The organism is Ensifer sp. 22460, from assembly GCF_052044935.1.
Lineage (GTDB): Bacteria > Pseudomonadota > Alphaproteobacteria > Rhizobiales > Rhizobiaceae > Ensifer.
On the sequence record NZ_JBQENZ010000007.1, the window covers coordinates 75,580 to 92,947 of the forward strand.

General features: G+C 60.8%; 27 protein-coding genes and 1 pseudogene. 17 read left to right on the top strand and 11 right to left on the bottom strand.

Annotation, left to right across the window (positions count from 1 at the left end):
* The first annotated feature begins 183 nt into the window (after positions 1 to 183).
* Positions 184 to 381, top strand: a complete 198-nt coding sequence (locus ACTJKM_RS10675) for a hypothetical protein (protein WP_082663768.1) — start codon at positions 184 to 186, stop codon at positions 379 to 381.
* An 89-nt stretch (positions 382 to 470) separates the two neighbouring features.
* Here the strand turns inward: ACTJKM_RS10675 and ACTJKM_RS10680 are convergent, their stop codons facing one another.
* Together ACTJKM_RS10680 and ACTJKM_RS10685 are read right to left on the bottom strand one after the other, a co-directional pair.
* On the bottom strand, positions 471 to 770 hold the full coding sequence (locus ACTJKM_RS10680) for a thermonuclease family protein (protein WP_440660320.1): 300 nt from the start codon (positions 768 to 770) through the stop codon (positions 471 to 473).
* Positions 771 to 1,318: 548 nt separating this feature from the next.
* The gene (locus ACTJKM_RS10685; protein WP_440660321.1) at positions 1,319 to 1,927 is read right to left on the bottom strand and encodes an ATP-dependent DNA ligase; all 609 of its coding nucleotides are present in this window, start codon (positions 1,925 to 1,927) and stop codon (positions 1,319 to 1,321) included.
* A 446-nt stretch (positions 1,928 to 2,373) separates the two neighbouring features.
* Between ACTJKM_RS10685 and ACTJKM_RS10690 the strand changes: the two genes are divergently transcribed.
* Complete coding sequence (locus ACTJKM_RS10690) at positions 2,374 to 2,607, top strand: hypothetical protein (RefSeq protein ID WP_156436822.1); 234 nt, start codon at positions 2,374 to 2,376, stop codon at positions 2,605 to 2,607.
* Positions 2,608 to 2,610: 3 nt separating this feature from the next.
* Here the strand turns inward: ACTJKM_RS10690 and ACTJKM_RS10695 are convergent, their stop codons facing one another.
* Positions 2,611 to 2,922, bottom strand: a complete 312-nt coding sequence (locus ACTJKM_RS10695; RefSeq protein ID WP_058326577.1) for a hypothetical protein — start codon at positions 2,920 to 2,922, stop codon at positions 2,611 to 2,613.
* Between the two features lie 2,043 nt (positions 2,923 to 4,965).
* Here ACTJKM_RS10695 and ACTJKM_RS10700 point away from each other — a divergent pair.
* The 3 genes from ACTJKM_RS10700 (at position 4,966) to ACTJKM_RS10710 (ending at position 7,969) form a co-directional block, all read left to right on the top strand.
* Entirely contained in the window at positions 4,966 to 5,232 is a 267-nt protein-coding gene (locus ACTJKM_RS10700; protein WP_245296050.1) for a hypothetical protein, read from the top strand.
* A 252-nt stretch (positions 5,233 to 5,484) separates the two neighbouring features.
* Positions 5,485 to 6,045 carry a YidB family protein gene (locus ACTJKM_RS10705; RefSeq protein ID WP_058326579.1) on the top strand — a complete coding sequence of 187 codons (561 nt, stop codon included), beginning with the start codon at positions 5,485 to 5,487 and terminating at the stop codon, positions 6,043 to 6,045.
* A 1,654-nt stretch (positions 6,046 to 7,699) separates the two neighbouring features.
* Positions 7,700 to 7,969, top strand: coding sequence for a hypothetical protein (locus tag ACTJKM_RS10710; protein WP_058326581.1), 270 nt, complete (start codon positions 7,700 to 7,702; stop codon positions 7,967 to 7,969).
* 9 nt (positions 7,970 to 7,978) lie between these two features.
* On the opposite strand, the gene ACTJKM_RS10715 is transcribed toward ACTJKM_RS10710, so the two are convergent.
* The 6 genes and pseudogenes from ACTJKM_RS10715 to ACTJKM_RS10740 form a co-directional block, all read right to left on the bottom strand.
* On the bottom strand, positions 7,979 to 8,263 hold the full coding sequence (locus ACTJKM_RS10715; protein WP_063893325.1) for a DUF1515 family protein: 285 nt from the start codon (positions 8,261 to 8,263) through the stop codon (positions 7,979 to 7,981).
* Between the two features lie 3 nt (positions 8,264 to 8,266).
* A pseudogene (locus tag ACTJKM_RS10720) lies at positions 8,267 to 8,511 on the bottom strand (hypothetical protein).
* Positions 8,408 to 8,626 carry a hypothetical protein gene (locus ACTJKM_RS10725; RefSeq protein WP_058326583.1) on the bottom strand — a complete coding sequence of 73 codons (219 nt, stop codon included), beginning with the start codon at positions 8,624 to 8,626 and terminating at the stop codon, positions 8,408 to 8,410. The pseudogene ACTJKM_RS10720 and the gene ACTJKM_RS10725 overlap by 104 nt, the downstream one beginning before the upstream one ends.
* A gap of 1 nt (position 8,627) precedes the next feature.
* Complete coding sequence (locus ACTJKM_RS10730) at positions 8,628 to 9,044, bottom strand: hypothetical protein (RefSeq protein ID WP_156436824.1); 417 nt, start codon at positions 9,042 to 9,044, stop codon at positions 8,628 to 8,630.
* A 14-nt stretch (positions 9,045 to 9,058) separates the two neighbouring features.
* A complete protein-coding gene (locus ACTJKM_RS10735) occupies positions 9,059 to 9,340 on the bottom strand; it encodes a hypothetical protein (protein WP_058326585.1) in 282 nt (93 codons plus the stop codon).
* A gap of 41 nt (positions 9,341 to 9,381) precedes the next feature.
* Complete coding sequence (locus ACTJKM_RS10740) at positions 9,382 to 9,675, bottom strand: hypothetical protein (protein ID WP_058326586.1); 294 nt, start codon at positions 9,673 to 9,675, stop codon at positions 9,382 to 9,384.
* Between the two features lie 31 nt (positions 9,676 to 9,706).
* On the opposite strand from ACTJKM_RS10740, the gene ACTJKM_RS10745 reads away from it, so the two are divergent.
* The 3 genes from ACTJKM_RS10745 (at position 9,707) to ACTJKM_RS10755 (ending at position 11,665) form a co-directional block, all read left to right on the top strand.
* A complete protein-coding gene (locus ACTJKM_RS10745; RefSeq protein WP_440660324.1) occupies positions 9,707 to 10,120 on the top strand; it encodes an HNH endonuclease in 414 nt (137 codons plus the stop codon).
* A gap of 361 nt (positions 10,121 to 10,481) precedes the next feature.
* Positions 10,482 to 10,826, top strand: coding sequence for a helix-turn-helix domain-containing protein (locus ACTJKM_RS10750; protein WP_063893326.1), 345 nt, complete (start codon positions 10,482 to 10,484; stop codon positions 10,824 to 10,826).
* A gap of 515 nt (positions 10,827 to 11,341) precedes the next feature.
* Positions 11,342 to 11,665, top strand: coding sequence for a DUF736 domain-containing protein (locus tag ACTJKM_RS10755; protein ID WP_058326588.1), 324 nt, complete (start codon positions 11,342 to 11,344; stop codon positions 11,663 to 11,665).
* Positions 11,666 to 11,765: 100 nt separating this feature from the next.
* Here ACTJKM_RS10755 and ACTJKM_RS10760 read toward each other — a convergent pair whose 3' ends face one another.
* Both ACTJKM_RS10760 and ACTJKM_RS10765 read right to left on the bottom strand, forming a co-directional pair.
* Entirely contained in the window at positions 11,766 to 12,014 is a 249-nt protein-coding gene (locus ACTJKM_RS10760; RefSeq protein WP_058326589.1) for a helix-turn-helix domain-containing protein, read from the bottom strand.
* A gap of 131 nt (positions 12,015 to 12,145) precedes the next feature.
* Positions 12,146 to 12,364 (bottom strand): helix-turn-helix domain-containing protein, encoded by a 219-nt coding sequence (locus ACTJKM_RS10765; RefSeq protein ID WP_082663454.1) that lies wholly within the window; start codon positions 12,362 to 12,364, stop codon positions 12,146 to 12,148.
* 91 nt (positions 12,365 to 12,455) lie between these two features.
* On the opposite strand from ACTJKM_RS10765, the gene ACTJKM_RS10770 reads away from it, so the two are divergent.
* The 9 genes from ACTJKM_RS10770 (at position 12,456) to ACTJKM_RS10810 (ending at position 17,355) form a co-directional block, all read left to right on the top strand.
* Positions 12,456 to 12,719, top strand: coding sequence for a DNA -binding domain-containing protein (locus ACTJKM_RS10770; protein ID WP_280938098.1), 264 nt, complete (start codon positions 12,456 to 12,458; stop codon positions 12,717 to 12,719).
* 94 nt (positions 12,720 to 12,813) lie between these two features.
* A complete protein-coding gene (locus ACTJKM_RS10775) occupies positions 12,814 to 13,224 on the top strand; it encodes a transcriptional regulator domain-containing protein (protein ID WP_245296053.1) in 411 nt (136 codons plus the stop codon).
* A complete protein-coding gene (locus ACTJKM_RS10780; RefSeq protein WP_245296054.1) occupies positions 13,160 to 13,612 on the top strand; it encodes a DUF2285 domain-containing protein in 453 nt (150 codons plus the stop codon). Before ACTJKM_RS10775 ends, ACTJKM_RS10780 begins: the two co-directional genes overlap by 65 nt.
* A 134-nt stretch (positions 13,613 to 13,746) precedes the next feature.
* Positions 13,747 to 14,028 (top strand): helix-turn-helix transcriptional regulator, encoded by a 282-nt coding sequence (locus ACTJKM_RS10785; protein ID WP_058326592.1) that lies wholly within the window; start codon positions 13,747 to 13,749, stop codon positions 14,026 to 14,028.
* A 12-nt stretch (positions 14,029 to 14,040) separates the two neighbouring features.
* Positions 14,041 to 15,156, top strand: coding sequence for a replication initiator protein A (locus ACTJKM_RS10790; RefSeq protein WP_082663455.1), 1,116 nt, complete (start codon positions 14,041 to 14,043; stop codon positions 15,154 to 15,156).
* A complete protein-coding gene (locus tag ACTJKM_RS10795) occupies positions 15,153 to 15,674 on the top strand; it encodes a DUF2840 domain-containing protein (protein WP_058326593.1) in 522 nt (173 codons plus the stop codon). Before ACTJKM_RS10790 ends, ACTJKM_RS10795 begins: the two co-directional genes overlap by 4 nt.
* Positions 15,671 to 16,195, top strand: a complete 525-nt coding sequence (locus ACTJKM_RS10800) for a S26 family signal peptidase (protein ID WP_058326594.1) — start codon at positions 15,671 to 15,673, stop codon at positions 16,193 to 16,195. The genes ACTJKM_RS10795 and ACTJKM_RS10800 overlap by 4 nt, the downstream gene beginning before the upstream one ends.
* A 46-nt stretch (positions 16,196 to 16,241) precedes the next feature.
* A complete protein-coding gene (locus ACTJKM_RS10805) occupies positions 16,242 to 16,574 on the top strand; it encodes a DUF736 domain-containing protein (protein ID WP_058326595.1) in 333 nt (110 codons plus the stop codon).
* Between the two features lie 4 nt (positions 16,575 to 16,578).
* On the top strand, positions 16,579 to 17,355 hold the full coding sequence (locus ACTJKM_RS10810; RefSeq protein WP_058326596.1) for a lytic transglycosylase domain-containing protein: 777 nt from the start codon (positions 16,579 to 16,581) through the stop codon (positions 17,353 to 17,355).
* Positions 17,356 to 17,368: the final 13 nt, after the last annotated feature.

Here is a 17,368-nt window from a genome sequence, read left to right on the forward strand (position 1 = left end):
AAGGCCTCACCTCCTCCGAGCAGGACCGGCGTTGAATCAGGGCCCATAGCAAGCCTGGCGGCAAGCACCATTGACTCCCGTCACCGCGAGAACATAATACGAACATTCGACGGCGATGTGTGCGCCAATCAAACGAACTGAAGAGGACCGGATAACCGCCTGGACGGTGGTGGAGGAGGAGTCATGCCTGCGGCCGAGCCCGAAATCGAACCAGTCGAAGTCGCGGCGGCGCTCGCTTGGCATAACGGCGATGCCGAAGCCACTATCCGAACGCTGCTTGCCGATTGCAAACACCTGCGCGAGCAATTCTCAACGAAAACAACGTTTAGTGGGGAAAGTGAAGGGCGATTACCCCCCTTTGAATCATTTGCGAAATGTTAGACTTACCCCTCACCGCTCTACGCTCTCGAGCGTCAATCACCGGCGCTTGATACCCAACCTCGGAGACAATGAGCGGCTCTTGGAAACCTCTAGCCGCACCACGACTGCTTGAAACCAACCCAACGGTGCGCCAGGCCTTCGTCGACGAGTTGAGCGCCGAGTGATTGACCGCCGCGGTAGACCTCACGCAGTTTTCGGCCGTATTTGTCCTCGTCGCGTAGACCCGCCCTGAGGCCGAAGGCGCCGGCATTCAGAAGCGATTGGAGACGGATCGTGGCTTGCTCACCCAGCGCCTTCTCTTCGGCGCAACGCGACTCGCTGATCTCAGGCGTATCTATGTCCGCGATCCGGTACTTGATGCCCTCGAGCCAGAACGTATCACCATCCACGACGCACGTTGTTCGCACGCTCGATGTGCATATGGGGAAGGTTGCGGAAATGGTGTCTTCCGGCGGCACGGTCGCCCAGCCGTAGGCTCCACCTATCACGACGCCAGCGAGAGGCAACACAACCACCCAGGGCGATAAACCCCTTCGCGGCGGCGCCGTGCGTTTGGTCGCATTGAATTTGGCGGACCTCCCCACGGCCTCACGCGACGCTCGCAGCTTGCCTGTCCCTTTTGAAGGCAGGTCTTTACCAAACACGGAATTGGCTACAAGTATCGCGCAAACTACCACGCCGCCTATGAGCAGTCCGAAGGGCGAACGACTTCGGCCGCCGCCTCCACCTCCCCATCGGCCGCTACTACGGCGCGCCTCGGCGTCATTTGGAAGTAGAAGCAGAAGTGGGCCGAGCAACAGAGCACGGCGGCTTAACTGGTGTGGTTCGCGCACATCTGGTCCCCTCAAACCAAAACTACAGATCCCTGCGGCAGACGATAGCACACGTTAAAATTTAGAGAAGACTAAATAACACGGCAGACTTACTGCACTGCAGTTCAAGTTGGCTGCGCATTGATCTCGTAGACATCGAATGGTCCTTCCATCTCTCGCACCCCTTTGAAGGAAGGATGCCGAAGCTTTCCATCTTGTGTCCACGCGCGATACTCGACGTCCGCAACTAGTAGCGGACGGGCGAAAACCGCCCCCTTGCGCTTCAATCCTACCGGCGGCTTCTCAGCCGGGATTGCGTTGAGCAATTCGCGAAGCGCGACGGATTCCTTGTTGTTCCATCCAGTGCCGCAACCGCCAACATAGACGAGATCGTCGCCCTTCCTTGCCGCCAGGAGCAGCCGGCCAATCGCTCCTGGCATCGTCGAGGGCTCATAGCCGACGATCACGAACCAGTCCCGGCGCGCGCATTTGATCTTGAGCCACTCGGGGCGGCGGCCAGAGTGATAGGGCTTGTCCCGCCGCTTGGCGATAATCCCTTCGAGGCCGAGCTCGCACGCCGCACGGAAGAACTCGGCGCCGTCGGCGTGCACCTCCTCCGAGAAGCGAATCGCGCCTGTCCTGCCGGCAACGATCGGCTCTAACCGGCGTCGGCGTTCCGCCAGCGGCAATGATCGCAGGTCGTGGCCGTCCAGATAGAGGAGATCGAACGCCATAAGGATGATTCCGCTTGCATCTTCCGGGGCGTCCACACACGTCCCACTTCACTTCATAGGCCCACTCCGGACCTTTCGGCGGCTTGTCCACGAGCGTTGCCACGCACGGCCGGACCCGCCGCGGCATTGGGTCGGCCGGGGGTTCGGGAAGTGGCTTCTTTCGCGGTGTTTTAGCCATCATGCATTAACGCACGACGGGCGAAGACACCTCCGTAGTACATTAGAGCTATCTCGCGCACGCACGCGTTGCATTTATACTTTTGATAGAGGAATGCCACCTTGATCAACGGGGCGCTCGCGCCGCCGCCCTCAAGACCGCAGATTGCCAACGAAAGGTTGAGAATGGCTACCTACACATGGACGAGCGAAGAGCGCTCATCAACAATGGAATTATCCGTCCGCACGGTATGACGAAAATGGTAACAGTCGCTAGTAGGAGGGCCGACATGACAGACAATCCAGATTTCACGACGCCTTTACCTTCTACACCGTCATCTGCGCCCTCAGCATTGCACAGTTTGCTATTCAACGGCCCAGCCAATACCCACTTAGACGAAGTAGCCGACGCGCTGATCGAGCTTGCACATAATCATTGGTTCGCGCTGGACGCCAAGGACCGCATGTTCGACGAGGCCGCCGGCGTGCTCCTTCGCAAAGCAAAGCCAGCGGCGGTGCATTGAAGGCTAGGCCGCGCCCCTCCTCAGATCTCCATCCGCCGGCGGGATAAAGACCACCGACACCAGACGCGACCCGCAGCGGGGGCACCGGAGCCGGGAAGCAAGTATTGCGAGGGGAAAGTCGCGGCCGCGCGTCGTGACGAGCGTCAGCATGTCGAGATCATAGGTCCATGTGCAGTCGCGGATAGACTTCAGGCCCTCGCGCTTGCCATAGGCGCAGCGCGCCTTGAGGCGCCATCCGAGGCTGAAAGCTTCGCCAATTGTCTCGACCATGAGGTTGAGATAATGCAAGAACAAAAGAAGAACAATCTTTAGCATTCGAATTCCCCAAATTTGGGGAGGGAGGCCTACTGTGAGCGACGATCCATTCGCCGCAAAGAAGTCAACCGAAGGCCCCAGGCGCACCTCTGCGAGCACCCTGGCTGCAAGGAATGGGGCGGCTTCGGCTTTGCCATCGGCAAGGGCCCGTCCAAATGGTTCTGTTTCTAGCACCGGCCGGCGGTCTGGCCTCCTTCGAAGCAGGCGTGATCCCATGACCGATCTCCGGAGCCTTGATCAAGGCATCTACATCCGCCTCGTGACCACACGGGAGCCAATAAAGCGAGCGTTCGCCGGCACTGGCCGATCACGGCGGCGCGAGAAATCGAGCGCTCATTGGATTGCTCAGTCCATCGTCGCCGGCATCCGCGGCAATCACCGTATCGAGCGGGACGGTGTGGCAATAGACGAAGCAGAGACCGTCGAACTATTGGCGGACGAGCTCTCTGGGAGGTGCCCGAGGCGATAGCTAAGGATTTCGTCGGCATTGATGCCAGCAAACGGGACTATGCCAAGGCGGCGATCACACATGCGCTGCTAACGGCCCTGACCAGCCGTTTCGAATGCACGTTCTTTCAGCCTGAGTATCGCGGCATGGGGCCATCGTCGTCGCGTCCTTGATGAAAAAACGGCGCGGAACGACTTTGATTACCGCGCGTTGTTAGAGCGGCTCCGCACCCTTCCCTCTGGAGCCCGTTTGCACAGCACACTCTTGGCCCCGTCGTCGCCTTTCGGGGCCATTCTTTTTGGCTCACTGGCGAGTCCACTGGTAGCGGGGCTGATAGTGTTCGGCGGTCATGGTCAAAGTGTTAGATTAGATTCTGCGAAAATACCACGAGCACGGAACCACGGCGACGCGCATCCGTTACTTTAGCACTCCCGGATATGGCGATCCGGGGCAGACGACGCACACGCTCTTTCCGGCCCCATCTTTTTCCTTTTGGGGCCGCTTTGTTTGCCCAAGGAACCTTTCCGTCGAGCGTGCGTTTTTCGCGTGCCTACGATCCACCACCCCCGCGGATCTAGGCTGAGTCTCCATCCACCATGCCCAGAATGGAGCCCATTGGCACTGTTCCGTGCCGAGGCCCCGCTCTCCCCCGACGGGGCCGTTTCTTTGCGCAGTCTCCACAGGCTAATGGCCATCAAGCGCGCGCGCCTGGAACAATGCTCGTACGGACGGGTTGGAACTCCAATAAAGGAGTTCTGGCGATGATCCTAATCCCACCCGAATTTGGCTGTCGCTCCGGCGAGGGGTCTGATTCCTCGGGACTTATCGCCTCCCTAAAATATGCGCTGGCGGCCGAAGCTCCATTTGATACGCAAGGCCTCTGCTTTAGAGTGCTCGGAAACAGCGTCGTGATCGAGGGCCAAGTAAGTGCCGCCGGCGCGGACGAGTTTATCCGCAGGGTTGCTGAGGATATAGCGGGCGCCGATCGGGTTGTCGTACGTGTCGGGTGTCCCGTCGGACCATTTCCGAACGGTCCACTGGATAAAGGTCGGACCCCGGCGACCGACGCCGGGCCATCGGAGCGAAACTTGCGCAACGGGTGGCAGTAGTCCCGCCTCCCCATCTGCGGAGTTGGTTAGATAAAAAAGGCCCCGCTGAACGGGTGAGGCGAACCAGCGCCCGGGCTTTTGCCGAGAATTGCGAGCATTGATGGCCGCGGTAGGCCCCACACCTAGCGGGGACGCAAATGGCAGCGGGGCCTAGAGGCGCCTCGATCGACCGGGTTGAGGATCGAGAGCATTACAAATCGTAGGGGGGAGGAAAAGGTTCATGGGACTTCCCCCCTTAAGGCCGCGCAAAGGCGCCTTCGCAACCGAAGAGGTTCGTCGGATAACAGAAAAATACGGGCGGGAAAGCTGCGCCATGAAGCATGAGATCGGCTTTAGCAGCATCCCACAAACCCACCCCGCGCGCTCTGAGGTCCATCCAATCTGGGCATACGCTACCCCGAAATCTACCTAGGCGAATCCTACAATAGCGGTTCTCTGGCCCGGTGTTTTACACCTGTTGGATCTCGCCATTGGAGGAAGACGGGGATGCCCAATCGCAAGCAGCGCCTGATGAGGGCAAGTGAAGTCCACGATTTCGTCGACGAGATGATCGAAGCCGGTTGCGACATCTGCGCCGTAGGCCGGTACACTTACGTCGCCGGCGACATGCAACCAAGCAACGCGTCACTTGAGGAGGTTGCGCGGATCAGTGAGAAGTACGGCGACTGCGACGCACTTCGGCAGGAGATCACCGCCTACCTCTGGTCGATCGGGCGATACATAGAGCTTGCGTCCGAAAGCACGCGACACTAGCGCCCAACGGAGCACTAGGCTCAGGATCCATTCTGGCAGGCAGCAACCACTGCGGCGATTCCGCGTCAAACGAATATGAGTACCTGCTGGCTCCTGTTTGTGTGGTGAACAGCGGGGGCCGATTTCGCCTTGCACCTGGCGATTTCAACGGAACCTGGAAGGTGCCGGGACGTTGACGGTTATGCGACCCACAGCGGCGACCAGAAAAAGCCGCAGCGATCAACAAACAGCAACCTGTCAGGGAGACGAGCAATGGTTAGCAACGCATTGAAGGCGCTTCTGGGGGTTTTGGCGGTCGCCGGCTACCAGAATCGGGATAAAATTGGCGAGTTGTTGAACGGGCTCAGAAACCCGGCACAGCTCGGACCTGATGGTCAACCGCAAGCGGGCGGAGGATTGGGCGATCTTCTCGGAGGACTGGCGGGCGGCAGCCAAACGGGCATGGGTGGTCTCGGAGGTCTTGGTGGCCTGTTTGGGGGCGCTGCCTCAGGAGGTGGGCTCGGGGGAAGTCTTGGCGAGTTGCTCCGGCGATTTGAACAGAAGGGGCACGGCGAAACGGCTAATTCCTGGGTTCGCCCCGGGGAGAATAAGCCAGTCGGCGATCGCGAGCTGTCCGAGGTGCTTGGCCCGGAGGTCCTCAACGACCTCTCGGCACGCACAGGCTTGCCCCCCGAGGAAATTCTAAGCCGTTTGAGCCGCGACCTTCCGACGGCCGTTGACGACCTCACTCCGAACGGCCAGTTGCCATCTGATGTGGATGACGAGGCAGGCGCGCCCGGCTCCGTCCCGTCGGTGAAGCCCCAGATCGTGTGAGGCCACGACGTTCCGGCATTAAAAACAGGTGATTAAGTCGTGCTCGGTGGCATTTGCTACCACCAAATGGTCTCGAAATGCCGCCAACATAGCTGCCCTGGCAGGCGGTCAGCACTGTGAACAACAAGACAGTTAATGGCGCTTTCCGCACGAAGCCCTCGCACGCAAGGCTTCCACTAGCGCGATCCGGCGAAGGATAAAAAGGCCCGCTGTGAATTTGGCTGTCGCGCCCCCTTAGGCGAACCAGCGCCCGGCTTGGCGAGAATTGCGAGCATCAGTGGCCTCAGTAGGCCCCACACATTGCGGGGACGCTAATGGCAGCGGGGCCTAGAGGCGCCTCGATCGACCGGGTTGAGTATCGAGAGCATTACAAAACGTACGAAATCGGTCGGGTCTCTGGCTTCGAGTTCTGTGCGACGCCACAGGGGGGTTGGTAGGGTTCGGTCATGGGTCATACAGCTCCCGTCCGGCGGCCTTGCATATCTTTCGCCAAACTTTTCCGCCAAGCAGGGGTATCCGGAGCAGTTCTGCCGAGGGCACATCCTTCAAATCTTCTGCCGTCTCGAATCCGAGGAGATTGAGCTCTTGAAGGAGCCACGGGTGCAAGTTCAAATCCGAGAGATTCGTGGTCATGCACGCATAAGAGCAGGCTTCCGCACGTCGCGCAATTTGTAGGATTCTACATATAGAGGCGGCACCAGTCGCCCCGATTGGAAAGATTGATTTCGGTCATTGTCAAATAGAAGGTGAGCCGCCATTACTGGTTGAGCGTCATTACACCATTGACGCTAGGCCCCCAGGGCGCGACCCGCCCCAAGCACTGCGCGCTCTGGGGTCCGCTTAGGCGAAGGGTTCCGACATGTGAAATCCCCCCTTCATCATGAAGGCGACGACGCCGGCCACCATTGCACTTTTCTGTGCGTGCGCTGGGAAACATCTTCCTCCCCCGGCCACAATCTGACATTGTGCGCCACCGAAAGGAGGCAGCTCATGTCCTACGATTGGGAAAGCACCAGACGGCAAAGGTTTAGGCACGCTCGGGTTTGGCTTTTGATCGCCTTGGCAGCTTGGCTGGTTGTCCTCGCTCTATCGCCATAATTTCCTCCGTCGTTACCTCCTCAACTGCCCGCCTTCGATCCGCTGCAAAATCTCCTTGATCACCTTCAGGTCACTGGATCGCTGACTGACGCGCGATTGCAGATCGTTGATTGGCGTAGCATCTGGCTGTTGCATGTAAAATTGTGTCGCTTCACAAAGGCGGCAGTTCCGCACCTCAAGAGGAATGACGATGACTTCGCAGGGCGGACCAGGCAATGGTCGATGAAACTCGGCTGTTAGGATTGCTGGTTCAAAGCATCGCCCGCGAAACTGTGCAAGAATTTGGGGGCTTGCCGGGCGTTGCGGGTGATGTCTTCTCCCACGACTTCATGTCGACTTGGGAATGGGCATCGGACCTTCTTGTCGAGCTGTCCGTCGCGACGCCTGTGGATCCGGGATATTTGTCGACGAAATTGCAAACAGCTTTTGCACGAGACCTCATCCTGGCCAAGCGATCTTCGACAAAGTTCTGTCTCATTGGCTGTACTGCCAAAGCAATGTGGTACCGACGACGCGGAGCACGTTCCTGCTCCAACGAGGTCCATTAGGAAAAGCTATGGAAGAGGTTTGGTCGATCATGGAGCACCTTGCGAACTCCGGCTACGCCACTGCTTTGAAGGACTACCGGTACTTGTGGACCGACAAGGCTGCAGGTGCAATGACGGAGATGCCGGCGAAGGCGTGGAATGAAGCGCTCGACGCGTGGGTTGACCAGCCCGAGGAAGCTCCGCCAGTTTCGGACATCGAGAAACCGGAAGATGATCAAACTCCTTTTCTTCAAAAGTTATGGCATGAGCTTCGCGTCGCTTGGCGCAACGAACCTTAACCCTTCTTCTCACACCTTTCCGAGAATGACGAACACGATCAGGCGGATAGCTTCCGCAAAGCTCACGCCGAGGGCCATGGCGGCAATTCCGGTCACACCGAGTGCGCCGATACCCATCAGTTTCCATCGCTTCACGTCGTCGGTCACCGGTTTCATTTCCGCGACGTTGGCGTCGATCGTTGAGACCGACGCCTCCAGATCGCCAACGCGGTCGAATTCCTGCAGGCCTCGCATGCCCGCTACCAGTTCCCCAAGCTGACGGTGAACCGCCGCATCTATTTCCGTTGGTGCCATCCCCTACCGCCCTTCCCCGTGCCTCGCGCATTCCGCATTGGTCCAGACGCCGCCGGCGCAGAGGCCGACGACTGTCCTATCGATCTTTCGCTGATCTTCCGGCGTCGCCCCTCGCGCCCGATCAGGTCTGTCCCAACGATACTTCTAAGGGCCGTCACACTCGCCGGCGCCGAAGTTCCACAGCGCGCCAGCATCAAGGTAGGAATCGTAATCAGTGCGCTTCGAATGAGCGTGGCTCGCCGCTTCATTGTTCTGCCTTTCAATCTTGGTGGTGACGGACTGCGCGCCGTCCTCGCGGATCTCGGCAACGAGCCAGGTGATACCGGCGAGCAAGAGCCCGCCGATGATGATGCGCGGCCACATCTCAGTGGGCCGGCGCGCGGTTCACCGACCATCGTCCGGTGAAGAACATGAAGCCGCGATGGCGCCGATGACGATCAGCAGCGCGGCGACGCCGGCGGCATAGGGATTGTTGACGCCGAGAACTGCCGAAAGGCCGGCGCCGCCGAACAAGCCGCCGACGGTGGTCACCGCCGTTCCGCTTTTCCCGGCCGGCACGTCGTCGGCCTTCGCCGCTTCCGGCATCACGTCCGACAGCTCGGCCGGCGTTCGATACCTCGAGCGCGTCGAGGAAGTTCCGGTAGTAACCGGCGAACAGCTTCGCCTTGTCGGTCGAGTTGATGATGGCGCGAGCGCCGACCGGATCATTGGCCACCTGGTTGAAATAGTCGCCCAGCTTTTTGCCGGTGAAGAGGCCGCCGATCATGCCATCGAAGAGCATCCGGACAGCGGTCGTCATCTCGCCAGCCTTCTCCGGGCGTCGGCAATTCCGAACTTGGCATAGTTCTCCTTGCCGGTGATCTGCGGCAGCCCGCGGCCACGATAGCGCCAGCCGTCGTCCGGCGCGGCGTTGCCCATGCGACCGCCATAGACCCTATTCGCCAGCTTGCGCGGGTCACGGGCGAAGGGCCTTGCGCTGGCGATCGCCGGGAACCGGGACGGCCAGACCTGCGTGAGACGTTCGGCCGAGTAGTGGGAAAAAAGCTCGCCGGCCGCCTCCTTGACGGTATTGAGCACAACGATTTCCCGGAGGTCGCGTGATGTCGAACCGTCGACGTTTAGCGACTGCTCTTGGGAACCTCTTCGTCGAAGCGTGTCTTTTCGCGTCCCGGGTCGTCGTCGAGGATCTCCTCCTCGGTGTCTTCCGGCAGGGCCTCATCCGGATCCATATTGGCCTCGTCGCGGCTCGGAACGTGCGGCACCCGGCCCTCGGCTGGCGGTGCGTCGGCATCTGCTCCGGACAAGTCTGGGGACGGAATCGGTTCGAAATCCATCTCAGGCGGCCGTGGGCTCAATATGGGCGCCGGCGTCGGTTCGTCGCTGGCTTTTTCGTCTCTCGGTTCGCTCATCATCTGGTTCCTTTCCAGTTGGAAAGTGAACCGCTTGACGACGGTAAAGTTCCGAATGGGAAGGCTCGCTGATGCGCGCAGCATCACCGAATGGATTGGCAAGACCGATGACGAGAAGGTGCCGCCCCGCGTACGCCTTCGTCTATTCGAGCAATACGGCGGCGTCTGCCAGCTTTCCGGCAGGAAGATAATGGCCGGCGAGGCGTGGGATCTCGACCACATCAGGGCCCTATGGCGAGGCGGTGAGCACCGGGAAAGCGACCTGCACCCGGTACTGAAGCAGCCTCACCGTGAGAAATCCGCCGAGGAGCAGAGCATCCAGGCGAAATGCGACCGGACCCGCCAAAAGCACCTCGGCATCTATCCGAAATCGAATCCCAGACTCAAAAGCCGCGGCTTCGCGAGCACGCGGTCCGACGGCACAGTGAAAAGGGAGGCGGACATATGAACTTGTCCAACCTCCCCCACAGGCCCGCCGCCTCTTTCGTTCATTGTGGCTGCATCGTCGGCGCCCTCAAGATGAATGATGCCCTCTCGGCGGTTAAGCACAGCGAATCCACCGATGGTGAGGGAATTCTGCGACACCCTTGCCGCGCTCCGTCGCGGTGCATGGCCAAGAGGTCAACCGCTGGCTGGTCGAGACTGGCAATGCGTGGATTGGGAGAGATACAGCAAGGGCGCCTACGCCGACGCCCAACGGTCGGCGCGGTCGGGTCGCGCCGGTAGCTAGCGCGGACGTTTTGAACTGCCTTGCGAAGAGCGGGCCCGCCGTGCGAAGCAAGTGCCTTCTTGCTGAACCGAGTTGATCAATGCCGACCAACGAGACGAAAAACGATTTGAAGTCGATCGACCGGGAGATTGGCGCGCGGATCCGATCCATCCGAGAGGTATTGGGTGTAAGTCAGCAACTGCTTGCCAATGACGTGGGGGTCTCATTCCAGCAGATCCAGAAATACGAGAAAGGCATCAACCGTCTGTCTGCGGCGATGCTCGTGAGGGTCTGCCAGTCGCTGCAGGTCAGTCCCATGGAGATCCTCGGCGCCTACTTCTCACATTCGCGTCCGAGCGGGGAGCGCGTCGATTGGCTGCAGGAGAAACTGCTGACGGCAGAGCGAAAACTCGCCGGAGTTCGACGGGCACTTCGGGACGAATAGCGATTTCGCGGGATAAAGCGTGTCATGATTACGGCGCCTGATCGCAGGGCGCACGTCGTTCAGCATGGCCAATGACGACAGTTCTCCAGGCGACCTCAGATGCCCAGATCGCGTGTGGTGTTCCACTATCTTGCCATGTCGGGTGTACAAGTGACGACGGCCTGGCGTGGAAGCGGTCGTTATGCCGAGGACAGCGCCGGCTTCTCGAACCATCGACCGCCGCCACGTCCTCCTTGAGATCAGTTGTCAGTCCCCCGCCCCCATGCGGCCTCTTCAATGGCCTGATCTGGCCGAAGGACGGCTGACGCCTCGACCGCCTGTCACGCAACGGCGCGGCAGCAACTTTCTTCCCCTGGGCTACGCCCATTCCTCGCGAAGCAACAAAGTCGCCTCTGCGCCATCCTTCGCTGGCGCTGCGGTCGCAAGCGATGCGTCGTCGCTCGCCTCCAGCCGGAAGATCGCCATCGAGGCCGCGATGGGCGCGGGCTCGAAACAGCAGCACAAGGAGAACTACCATGGCGACCATCGGCACCTTCAAGAAGTCCGGCAACGAATTCGTCGGCGAAATCGTCACCCTCTCGGTCCAGACCAAGAACGTCCGCATCGTCCGCGAAACCGGAAATCCTGGCGAGAACGCCCCAAGCCACCGAGTCTTCGTCGGTCGCGCCGAAATCGGCGCCGCCTGGGCCAAGCGCTCCAACGAGGGCCGCGACTATCTCGGCCTCAAGCTCGACGATCCGAGCTTCACCGCTCCGATCTACGCCAATCTCGTCGACGACGAGGACGGTGAAGGCTTCTCTCTCATCTGGTCCCGCCCGGTCCGCCGAAACGGCGACTGAGCCACACCACCCTCGCCTCGCCCGGAACCGACCGGGCAGGGCGAGAACACCGGTGGCCGTAGCCGATCACATGCCTGAAGTGCCTCTGAGTCCCGGGGCTTTATACGTCCAGCTCGCGTTTCGTTCCGGAATGATCGGCCGGCAACCGCCTGAGCAGATCCGCTGCTTCCACGCCGAGCACGTTGGCCAACCGCTCCACAACATCGATGCTGGCATTGTAAACGCTCCGCTCAAGTGAGCTGATGTACGTGCGATCCAGACCGGCTTGATGCGCAAGCTCCTCTTGCGACAATCCCTTGGCTTGTCGCAAGGCTCTTAAATTACGCGCGAATACCTCTCGAATTTCCATGGTCGAGAGAGCAGCGGCTTGATGAGTATTCCACCACGGAGTATACTCTACAACCGCATGTCCGGGTGAGGACTTTCTTGGTTGAAGGGATGAATTAGCCGGTTGCCGACATGATCTCGCAGAAGTTTCGATCAGACGTTATTGTCGGGCTTAACCAGTTCGACGTGACTGACATCGAGGACTTGAGCCAACTCGTAGAGGGTGATCACGGTCGGATTTCTCCGGCCGCGTTCCAGGCTGCTGATGTATTGCTGGCTGAAGCCGGAGCGCGCTTCGACCTCTTCCTGAGTCAGGCCCTTCTCCCGACGCAGGCGGGCAAAGTTGCGGCCGACCAGTTTGCGCATGTCCATGCGCCGGAGGATCGTGATTTACACACTTTAAGTTTATCAACTATAATATGTAAACGCGAGTGCGCCGGGTACGGCGACCAGGAGGATTGAAGTGACCGAGCCAGCTTTTCTGGACGAGCCACCCGAAGGTCCAATGCTGACGACCTACGATCGCGAGCACATGAAGCTCTATATGCGCCTCCTCGACGCAGCAGCGGACGGCGCCACCTGGCAGGAAGCCGTCGCAGTCCTGTTCGGGATAGATCCCGTCAACGAGCCGGAGCGCGCGCGCCAAGTCCATGAACGACACCTGGCTCGCGCCCGTTGGATCAGCGAAAGCGGCTACCGTCAGCTTGCTGGGGAACGCAACCGCTGAAGCCATTGTGTTGCATAGAATGCAATACGTGGTCCCCTCGCGGGGACTTCCGCAAAGCAATCAGTCCGGGAATCATTCTCGCAGCGTCAGCGAAATGGTTGCATGCGCTCGGAGAAAACGGTTGCGCCCCGATACCTCACAATGGCGATCCTCATCGGCATACGACTACGTCGACGACCTTTCCGGCCCCGACCTCGCTTGGGAATGGCTACGCCGCAACACCGATTACCAACAGGACTTCCTGGCGCTTCAACGAACCACCGCTGACCGCCAAGCGCTCTTGCTAGCGCTCCGTCGGCGATGGGGGTTGCGATTTCCCGGTTGCGCCGACACTCAATGCGACACAAACCATCGTGACGTGGTCACCGGAGCTGGATACCGGCGCAGTTCTGCTGACATCCACCGCCACAATCGCGCCGACGGAGCGGAATCTCTCCCATCTGCTCGACCAGACCCAGGCGCAGCCAGACGAATTCGGCTCCTTCTTCCGCCACGTCTTGCCTGACGGCAACGCGGTGCAACTCCTGCGTCTCGCCGGCGTCGGCGCCGATGAGCCGCTCGCCGCGCTCATTCCCATCGATCCAGACGCGCTCGATCGTGTCGAGGCACTGCTTCGATTGGTGCAGAGTCTAATGGGCCGGCGCGTCGCCGAGGACACGCGTCTCACGCGCCAGAAACGTCGACGCGCGCGACACATGCTGCAAGCCGTAGACGGGCGCGCAAACGGCGCCAGTTACCGCGAAATCGGCGGCGTCATCTACGGACGCGAACGCGTGGCCTCCGAGCCCTGGAAAACCTCCGCTCTGCGTGACGCGACCATGGATCTGGTCAAGGACGGCCTGGCCATGATCGTCGGTGGCTATCGAAATCTTCTGCGCCACCGCCGCCGGTAGTGCCAGCCCCCGAAGGGGTGGGATTTTTGGCTCGTCTATCTTCGCACTCCCCCCTTCCGGCTCTTCTTCGCCACCCTGCCCTTCGTCCGCCGCTCACGTCCGGCGCGCCCCACCGACAGCCACGGAGGCTCCACATGGCATCGAATACCGCCGGCTTACCCCCTCGCTACCTGCGCACGCCCGAAGCTGCGCGTTTTCTGAGCCTGTCCGGCCGCACACTCGAAAAACACCGAACCTATGGGACAGGACCAGCCTACAGGAAGCTCGGCGGCCGGGTCGTCTATTCGATCGAGGATCTGCAAGCCTGGGCCGATCGCGGGATGGTGACCTCGACCTCCGACCCAGGAGGCAGCGTCCTTCCGGCGAAGCGCCATAGCGCCGTCGGGCAAGTACACACCGGTCGCAAACAGCGCTGAGGTCGCCCTGTCATGAAGCGACCGCCTATCATTGCCCTTAGCGAACGAGCGAAGCTCGACCCTTTCATTGTCGCCACAGGCGCCGCCAGTCCGCGCGATCAGCGCGACCTCATGGAGCGCCCCTTCTTTTCTTTGGCCAAGGCCAAGCGGATTGCACCAATCCTCTACAAATCCGGTGACGTGCAAGTGGAAGTCTTTGCCGTAGCCGAGCACGGCATGGCCACGATCTGGGACGCCGACGTTCTCATCTGGGCCGCGAGCCAGATCGTCGAGGCCGAAAATCTTGACCTGAAGACGTCCCGTTTTCTTCGCTTTACGCCGTATCAACTCCTGACCGCCATCGGCCGCGATACCGGCGCTCGGGAATACAAGCTCCTCAAGGGCGCTTTGACGCGGCTTCAATCGACCGCGATCCGCACGACCATACGGCAGGGCGAGCATTGGCGACGCCACCAGTTCTCCTGGATCAACGAATGGGAGGAATGCACGACACGTGACGGTCGGACGGAGGGCATGGAATTCGTCCTGCCCGACTGGTTCTATCGGGGCGTCGTCGACCGCTCACTCGTGCTCGCGATCGACCCGGCCTATTTTCGCCTGACCGGCGGCATTGAGCGCTGGCTCTACCGCGTCGCCCGCAAGCACGCCGGCCGCCAGACCCGTGGCTGGGTCTTCGAGATCGCCCACCTCCATGCGAAGTCCGGCAGCCTCGCTCGTATGTCCGATTTCGCCTTCGATCTCCGGCGCATAGTCCAGCGACAGTCGCTTCCGGGCTACCGACTTCGGATCGACCGGCATGGCAGGCGCGAGTTGCTGCGCATCCTCCCCGCCACCCTGCCCACGGGCCCTGTGGACGACGCTGTGGAAACACTCGGGACTTCGGGCGCAACGACCGTCGGGACTTCAGGCACATCGGCATCGGGATTTCGGGCGCATGGATTGCAGCTAACTCTTTGGCCTGAAGCGACCCTTCCCGGGCTTAACCTAGAATCTAACAGAGAATCTAACTTTCTTTCTGGCAGTGGCGATGTGGAAAAGACGTCCCGAAAGCCGGACCTGGGTCACCGTGGAGACCCACGCGACGTTCAGACCCGTGAAATCCCAAGATCAATCGGAGACGACTCATGACCGGCACCGCGAACAATCGCGGGCGTGGCATCTCGACGCCATCCGCCCGCCAATCCGACAACCTGACCCGTGTTGAGCTCACCTGGATCGAGAAGAAGATCGAGAGCTGGATCCGCTTTGGCGAGCCCGCACACGAAGAGGTTCTGAGCCGTAGCCGGCGCATCCTGTCCTTCCGCCCGGAGACGATCTTCGCCTTCGTTCGATGGGCCTCGAACGACTTCGGAACCATCCTCTCGCGGATTGACATCGTGCGCGCCGTCTCATCAGGCGAGGCCTACCAGACGCTACCCTTCGTGCGGCCCGGCGGCGAGATTCTCCTCAAGGTCGAGGGCTGGCCGAAAGTCGAACAGGTGCTGCGCACGATCGATGCCATAGAGGCGCGCGACATCGCCGGGCCCGACGTTTCTCCGGATCACTGGCGTCACATCCATAACCGGCTCGCGGCCGGCCATGCGCCTCGCGCTTACACGCACGAGCAGCATCAGGCCTATCTCCTGCGCCGGAAAGCGACGTCATGACCCGCTCTGGCTATGTCATGACGGTGCATCTCGCGACAATTGCGATTTTCATCTCGGCAGTGATGCCGGTCCCGGTGAAGCTTGTCTGGAACGCGTCGGCCAGCGCGCCGATCGGCCTCTATGCGATCGAGGCTCTAGGGCGGCTCGAAGTGAGCGACCTGGTCCTAGTCTCGGCACCCGAACCGCTCGCGACTTTACTCTCCGACCGTGGATATCTGCCGCGCGGCGTGCCGCTGATCAAGCACGTCGCTGCCCTGCCGAAGCAACGGGTCTGCCGCTCCGGTCGCCAAGTCATCGTCGATGGCGTGCCCATTGGCGCCGCGCTCGATCGCGACCGCCTCGGCCGCGATCTGCCCGCTTGGCAAGGCTGCTGGGTCGTCGCCGACGACGAGCTCTTCCTCATGAATTGGCAGGTCCTGGATAGCCTGGATGGCCGCTATTTCGGACCAATCCCCACGAGCCTCGTCCTCGGCCGGGCGGTCCCGCTTTGGACCAGCGAAAGCAGCTCCCGCGACCTTTGATCGCGCCCTGAACCTTCCCTTCACCACGCACGCAAGGACACTTTCGATGCCTCAGATCGGTCAGTTCTTACGGACGAAATCAGGCTATGCCGGAACGCTGCGAACCCTATCGCTCAACGTCGAACTCGTGCTCGAGCACGCCGAGCCAAGCGATGCCGACAACGCTCCGGACTTCCGCATCCATCTCGGCGAGGACGGGGCGGAGATCGGCGCCGGCTGGAAATGGACCGGAGAAAAGGCGGGCGACTATGTGGCGCTCCTGATCGACGATCCCGCCCTCGCCGCACCGATCCGCGCCAATCTTTTTTCGTCCGGCGAGGACAGAAGCGTCTGGGATCTCTACTGGCACCGACCTCAAAGACGCGCCGACCGGGATTGAGCCGATGCGTATCGCCCCCCCGGCTCGCGTCGCCCCAGCCTCGCCCGGACTGCGGCGTGTAGTCCGCCTCTCAACGCTTCTCCTCCTTTCCGGCATCTTCCTGGCTTCCATCGCGAATGTCAGCCTGTTCGCGCAAAGCAAACCAACGATGCGCCCAGCGACCGGCGGGCCCTATGCTGCCCACATCGACGACGCGGCCCGGCGGTTTGCCATTCCGACGTCGTGGATACGCGCGGTGATGCGCGTTGAAATTGCGGGTGAGGTCCACGCGCTGTCCCGCACCGGCGCCATCGGTCTTATGCAGGTAATGCCTGACACTTGGCAGGAACTCCGCGTCCGTTATCGTCTTGGTGATGATCCTTACGATCCGCGCGACAACATTCTGGCGGGCGTCGCCTACTTGCGCGAAATGCACGACCGTTATGGCACCTCAGGCTTTCTCGCAGCCTACAATGCGGGGCCGGCACGCTACGACGAATACCTCCGATCGGGACGGCCTTTGCCGGCGGAAACGCGCGCCTATGTCGTCGCGATCGCTCCCCTTCTCGGCGCTGGCGATCTACCGAGCGCCGCCACCCCGCGGACGTCAGATGAAACGACCTGGTGGCAGGCTCCACTCTTCATAACACCCGCCAGCCTCACGAAAGTTGGCAAGCCACGTTCGCGGCCATCGCGCGCCGGCGGCGCAGAAATCGAGCCTTCATCACGCGATTTCCCTGCACTGAAAACGCATTCGAACGGCCTGTTTGTTGAACGAAGTGATCCACGTGGTCAGCAATGAGCACCCCTTTAGG

Coding starts and splice junctions, on each gene's coding strand:
- ACTJKM_RS10675 (WP_082663768.1), top strand. CDS start 184: ATGCCTGCGGCCGAGCCCGAAATCGAACCAGTCGAAGTCGCGGCGGCG.
- ACTJKM_RS10685 (WP_440660321.1), bottom strand. CDS start 1,927: ATGGCGTTCGATCTCCTCTATCTGGACGGCCACGACCTGCGATCATTG.
- ACTJKM_RS10690 (WP_156436822.1), top strand. CDS start 2,374: ATGACAGACAATCCAGATTTCACGACGCCTTTACCTTCTACACCGTCA.
- ACTJKM_RS10695 (WP_058326577.1), bottom strand. CDS start 2,922: ATGCTAAAGATTGTTCTTCTTTTGTTCTTGCATTATCTCAACCTCATG.
- ACTJKM_RS10700 (WP_245296050.1), top strand. CDS start 4,966: ATGCCCAATCGCAAGCAGCGCCTGATGAGGGCAAGTGAAGTCCACGAT.
- ACTJKM_RS10705 (WP_058326579.1), top strand. CDS start 5,485: ATGGTTAGCAACGCATTGAAGGCGCTTCTGGGGGTTTTGGCGGTCGCC.
- ACTJKM_RS10710 (WP_058326581.1), top strand. CDS start 7,700: ATGGAAGAGGTTTGGTCGATCATGGAGCACCTTGCGAACTCCGGCTAC.
- ACTJKM_RS10715 (WP_063893325.1), bottom strand. CDS start 8,263: ATGGCACCAACGGAAATAGATGCGGCGGTTCACCGTCAGCTTGGGGAA.
- ACTJKM_RS10725 (WP_058326583.1), bottom strand. CDS start 8,626: ATGTGGCCGCGCATCATCATCGGCGGGCTCTTGCTCGCCGGTATCACC.
- ACTJKM_RS10730 (WP_156436824.1), bottom strand. CDS start 9,044: ATGCTCTTCGATGGCATGATCGGCGGCCTCTTCACCGGCAAAAAGCTG.
- ACTJKM_RS10740 (WP_058326586.1), bottom strand. CDS start 9,675: ATGATGAGCGAACCGAGAGACGAAAAAGCCAGCGACGAACCGACGCCG.
- ACTJKM_RS10750 (WP_063893326.1), top strand. CDS start 10,482: ATGCCGACCAACGAGACGAAAAACGATTTGAAGTCGATCGACCGGGAG.
- ACTJKM_RS10755 (WP_058326588.1), top strand. CDS start 11,342: ATGGCGACCATCGGCACCTTCAAGAAGTCCGGCAACGAATTCGTCGGC.
- ACTJKM_RS10760 (WP_058326589.1), bottom strand. CDS start 12,014: ATGGAAATTCGAGAGGTATTCGCGCGTAATTTAAGAGCCTTGCGACAA.
- ACTJKM_RS10765 (WP_082663454.1), bottom strand. CDS start 12,364: ATGGACATGCGCAAACTGGTCGGCCGCAACTTTGCCCGCCTGCGTCGG.
- ACTJKM_RS10775 (WP_245296053.1), top strand. CDS start 12,814: ATGGTTGCATGCGCTCGGAGAAAACGGTTGCGCCCCGATACCTCACAA.
- ACTJKM_RS10785 (WP_058326592.1), top strand. CDS start 13,747: ATGGCATCGAATACCGCCGGCTTACCCCCTCGCTACCTGCGCACGCCC.
- ACTJKM_RS10790 (WP_082663455.1), top strand. CDS start 14,041: ATGAAGCGACCGCCTATCATTGCCCTTAGCGAACGAGCGAAGCTCGAC.
- ACTJKM_RS10795 (WP_058326593.1), top strand. CDS start 15,153: ATGACCGGCACCGCGAACAATCGCGGGCGTGGCATCTCGACGCCATCC.
- ACTJKM_RS10800 (WP_058326594.1), top strand. CDS start 15,671: ATGACCCGCTCTGGCTATGTCATGACGGTGCATCTCGCGACAATTGCG.
- ACTJKM_RS10805 (WP_058326595.1), top strand. CDS start 16,242: ATGCCTCAGATCGGTCAGTTCTTACGGACGAAATCAGGCTATGCCGGA.
- ACTJKM_RS10810 (WP_058326596.1), top strand. CDS start 16,579: ATGCGTATCGCCCCCCCGGCTCGCGTCGCCCCAGCCTCGCCCGGACTG.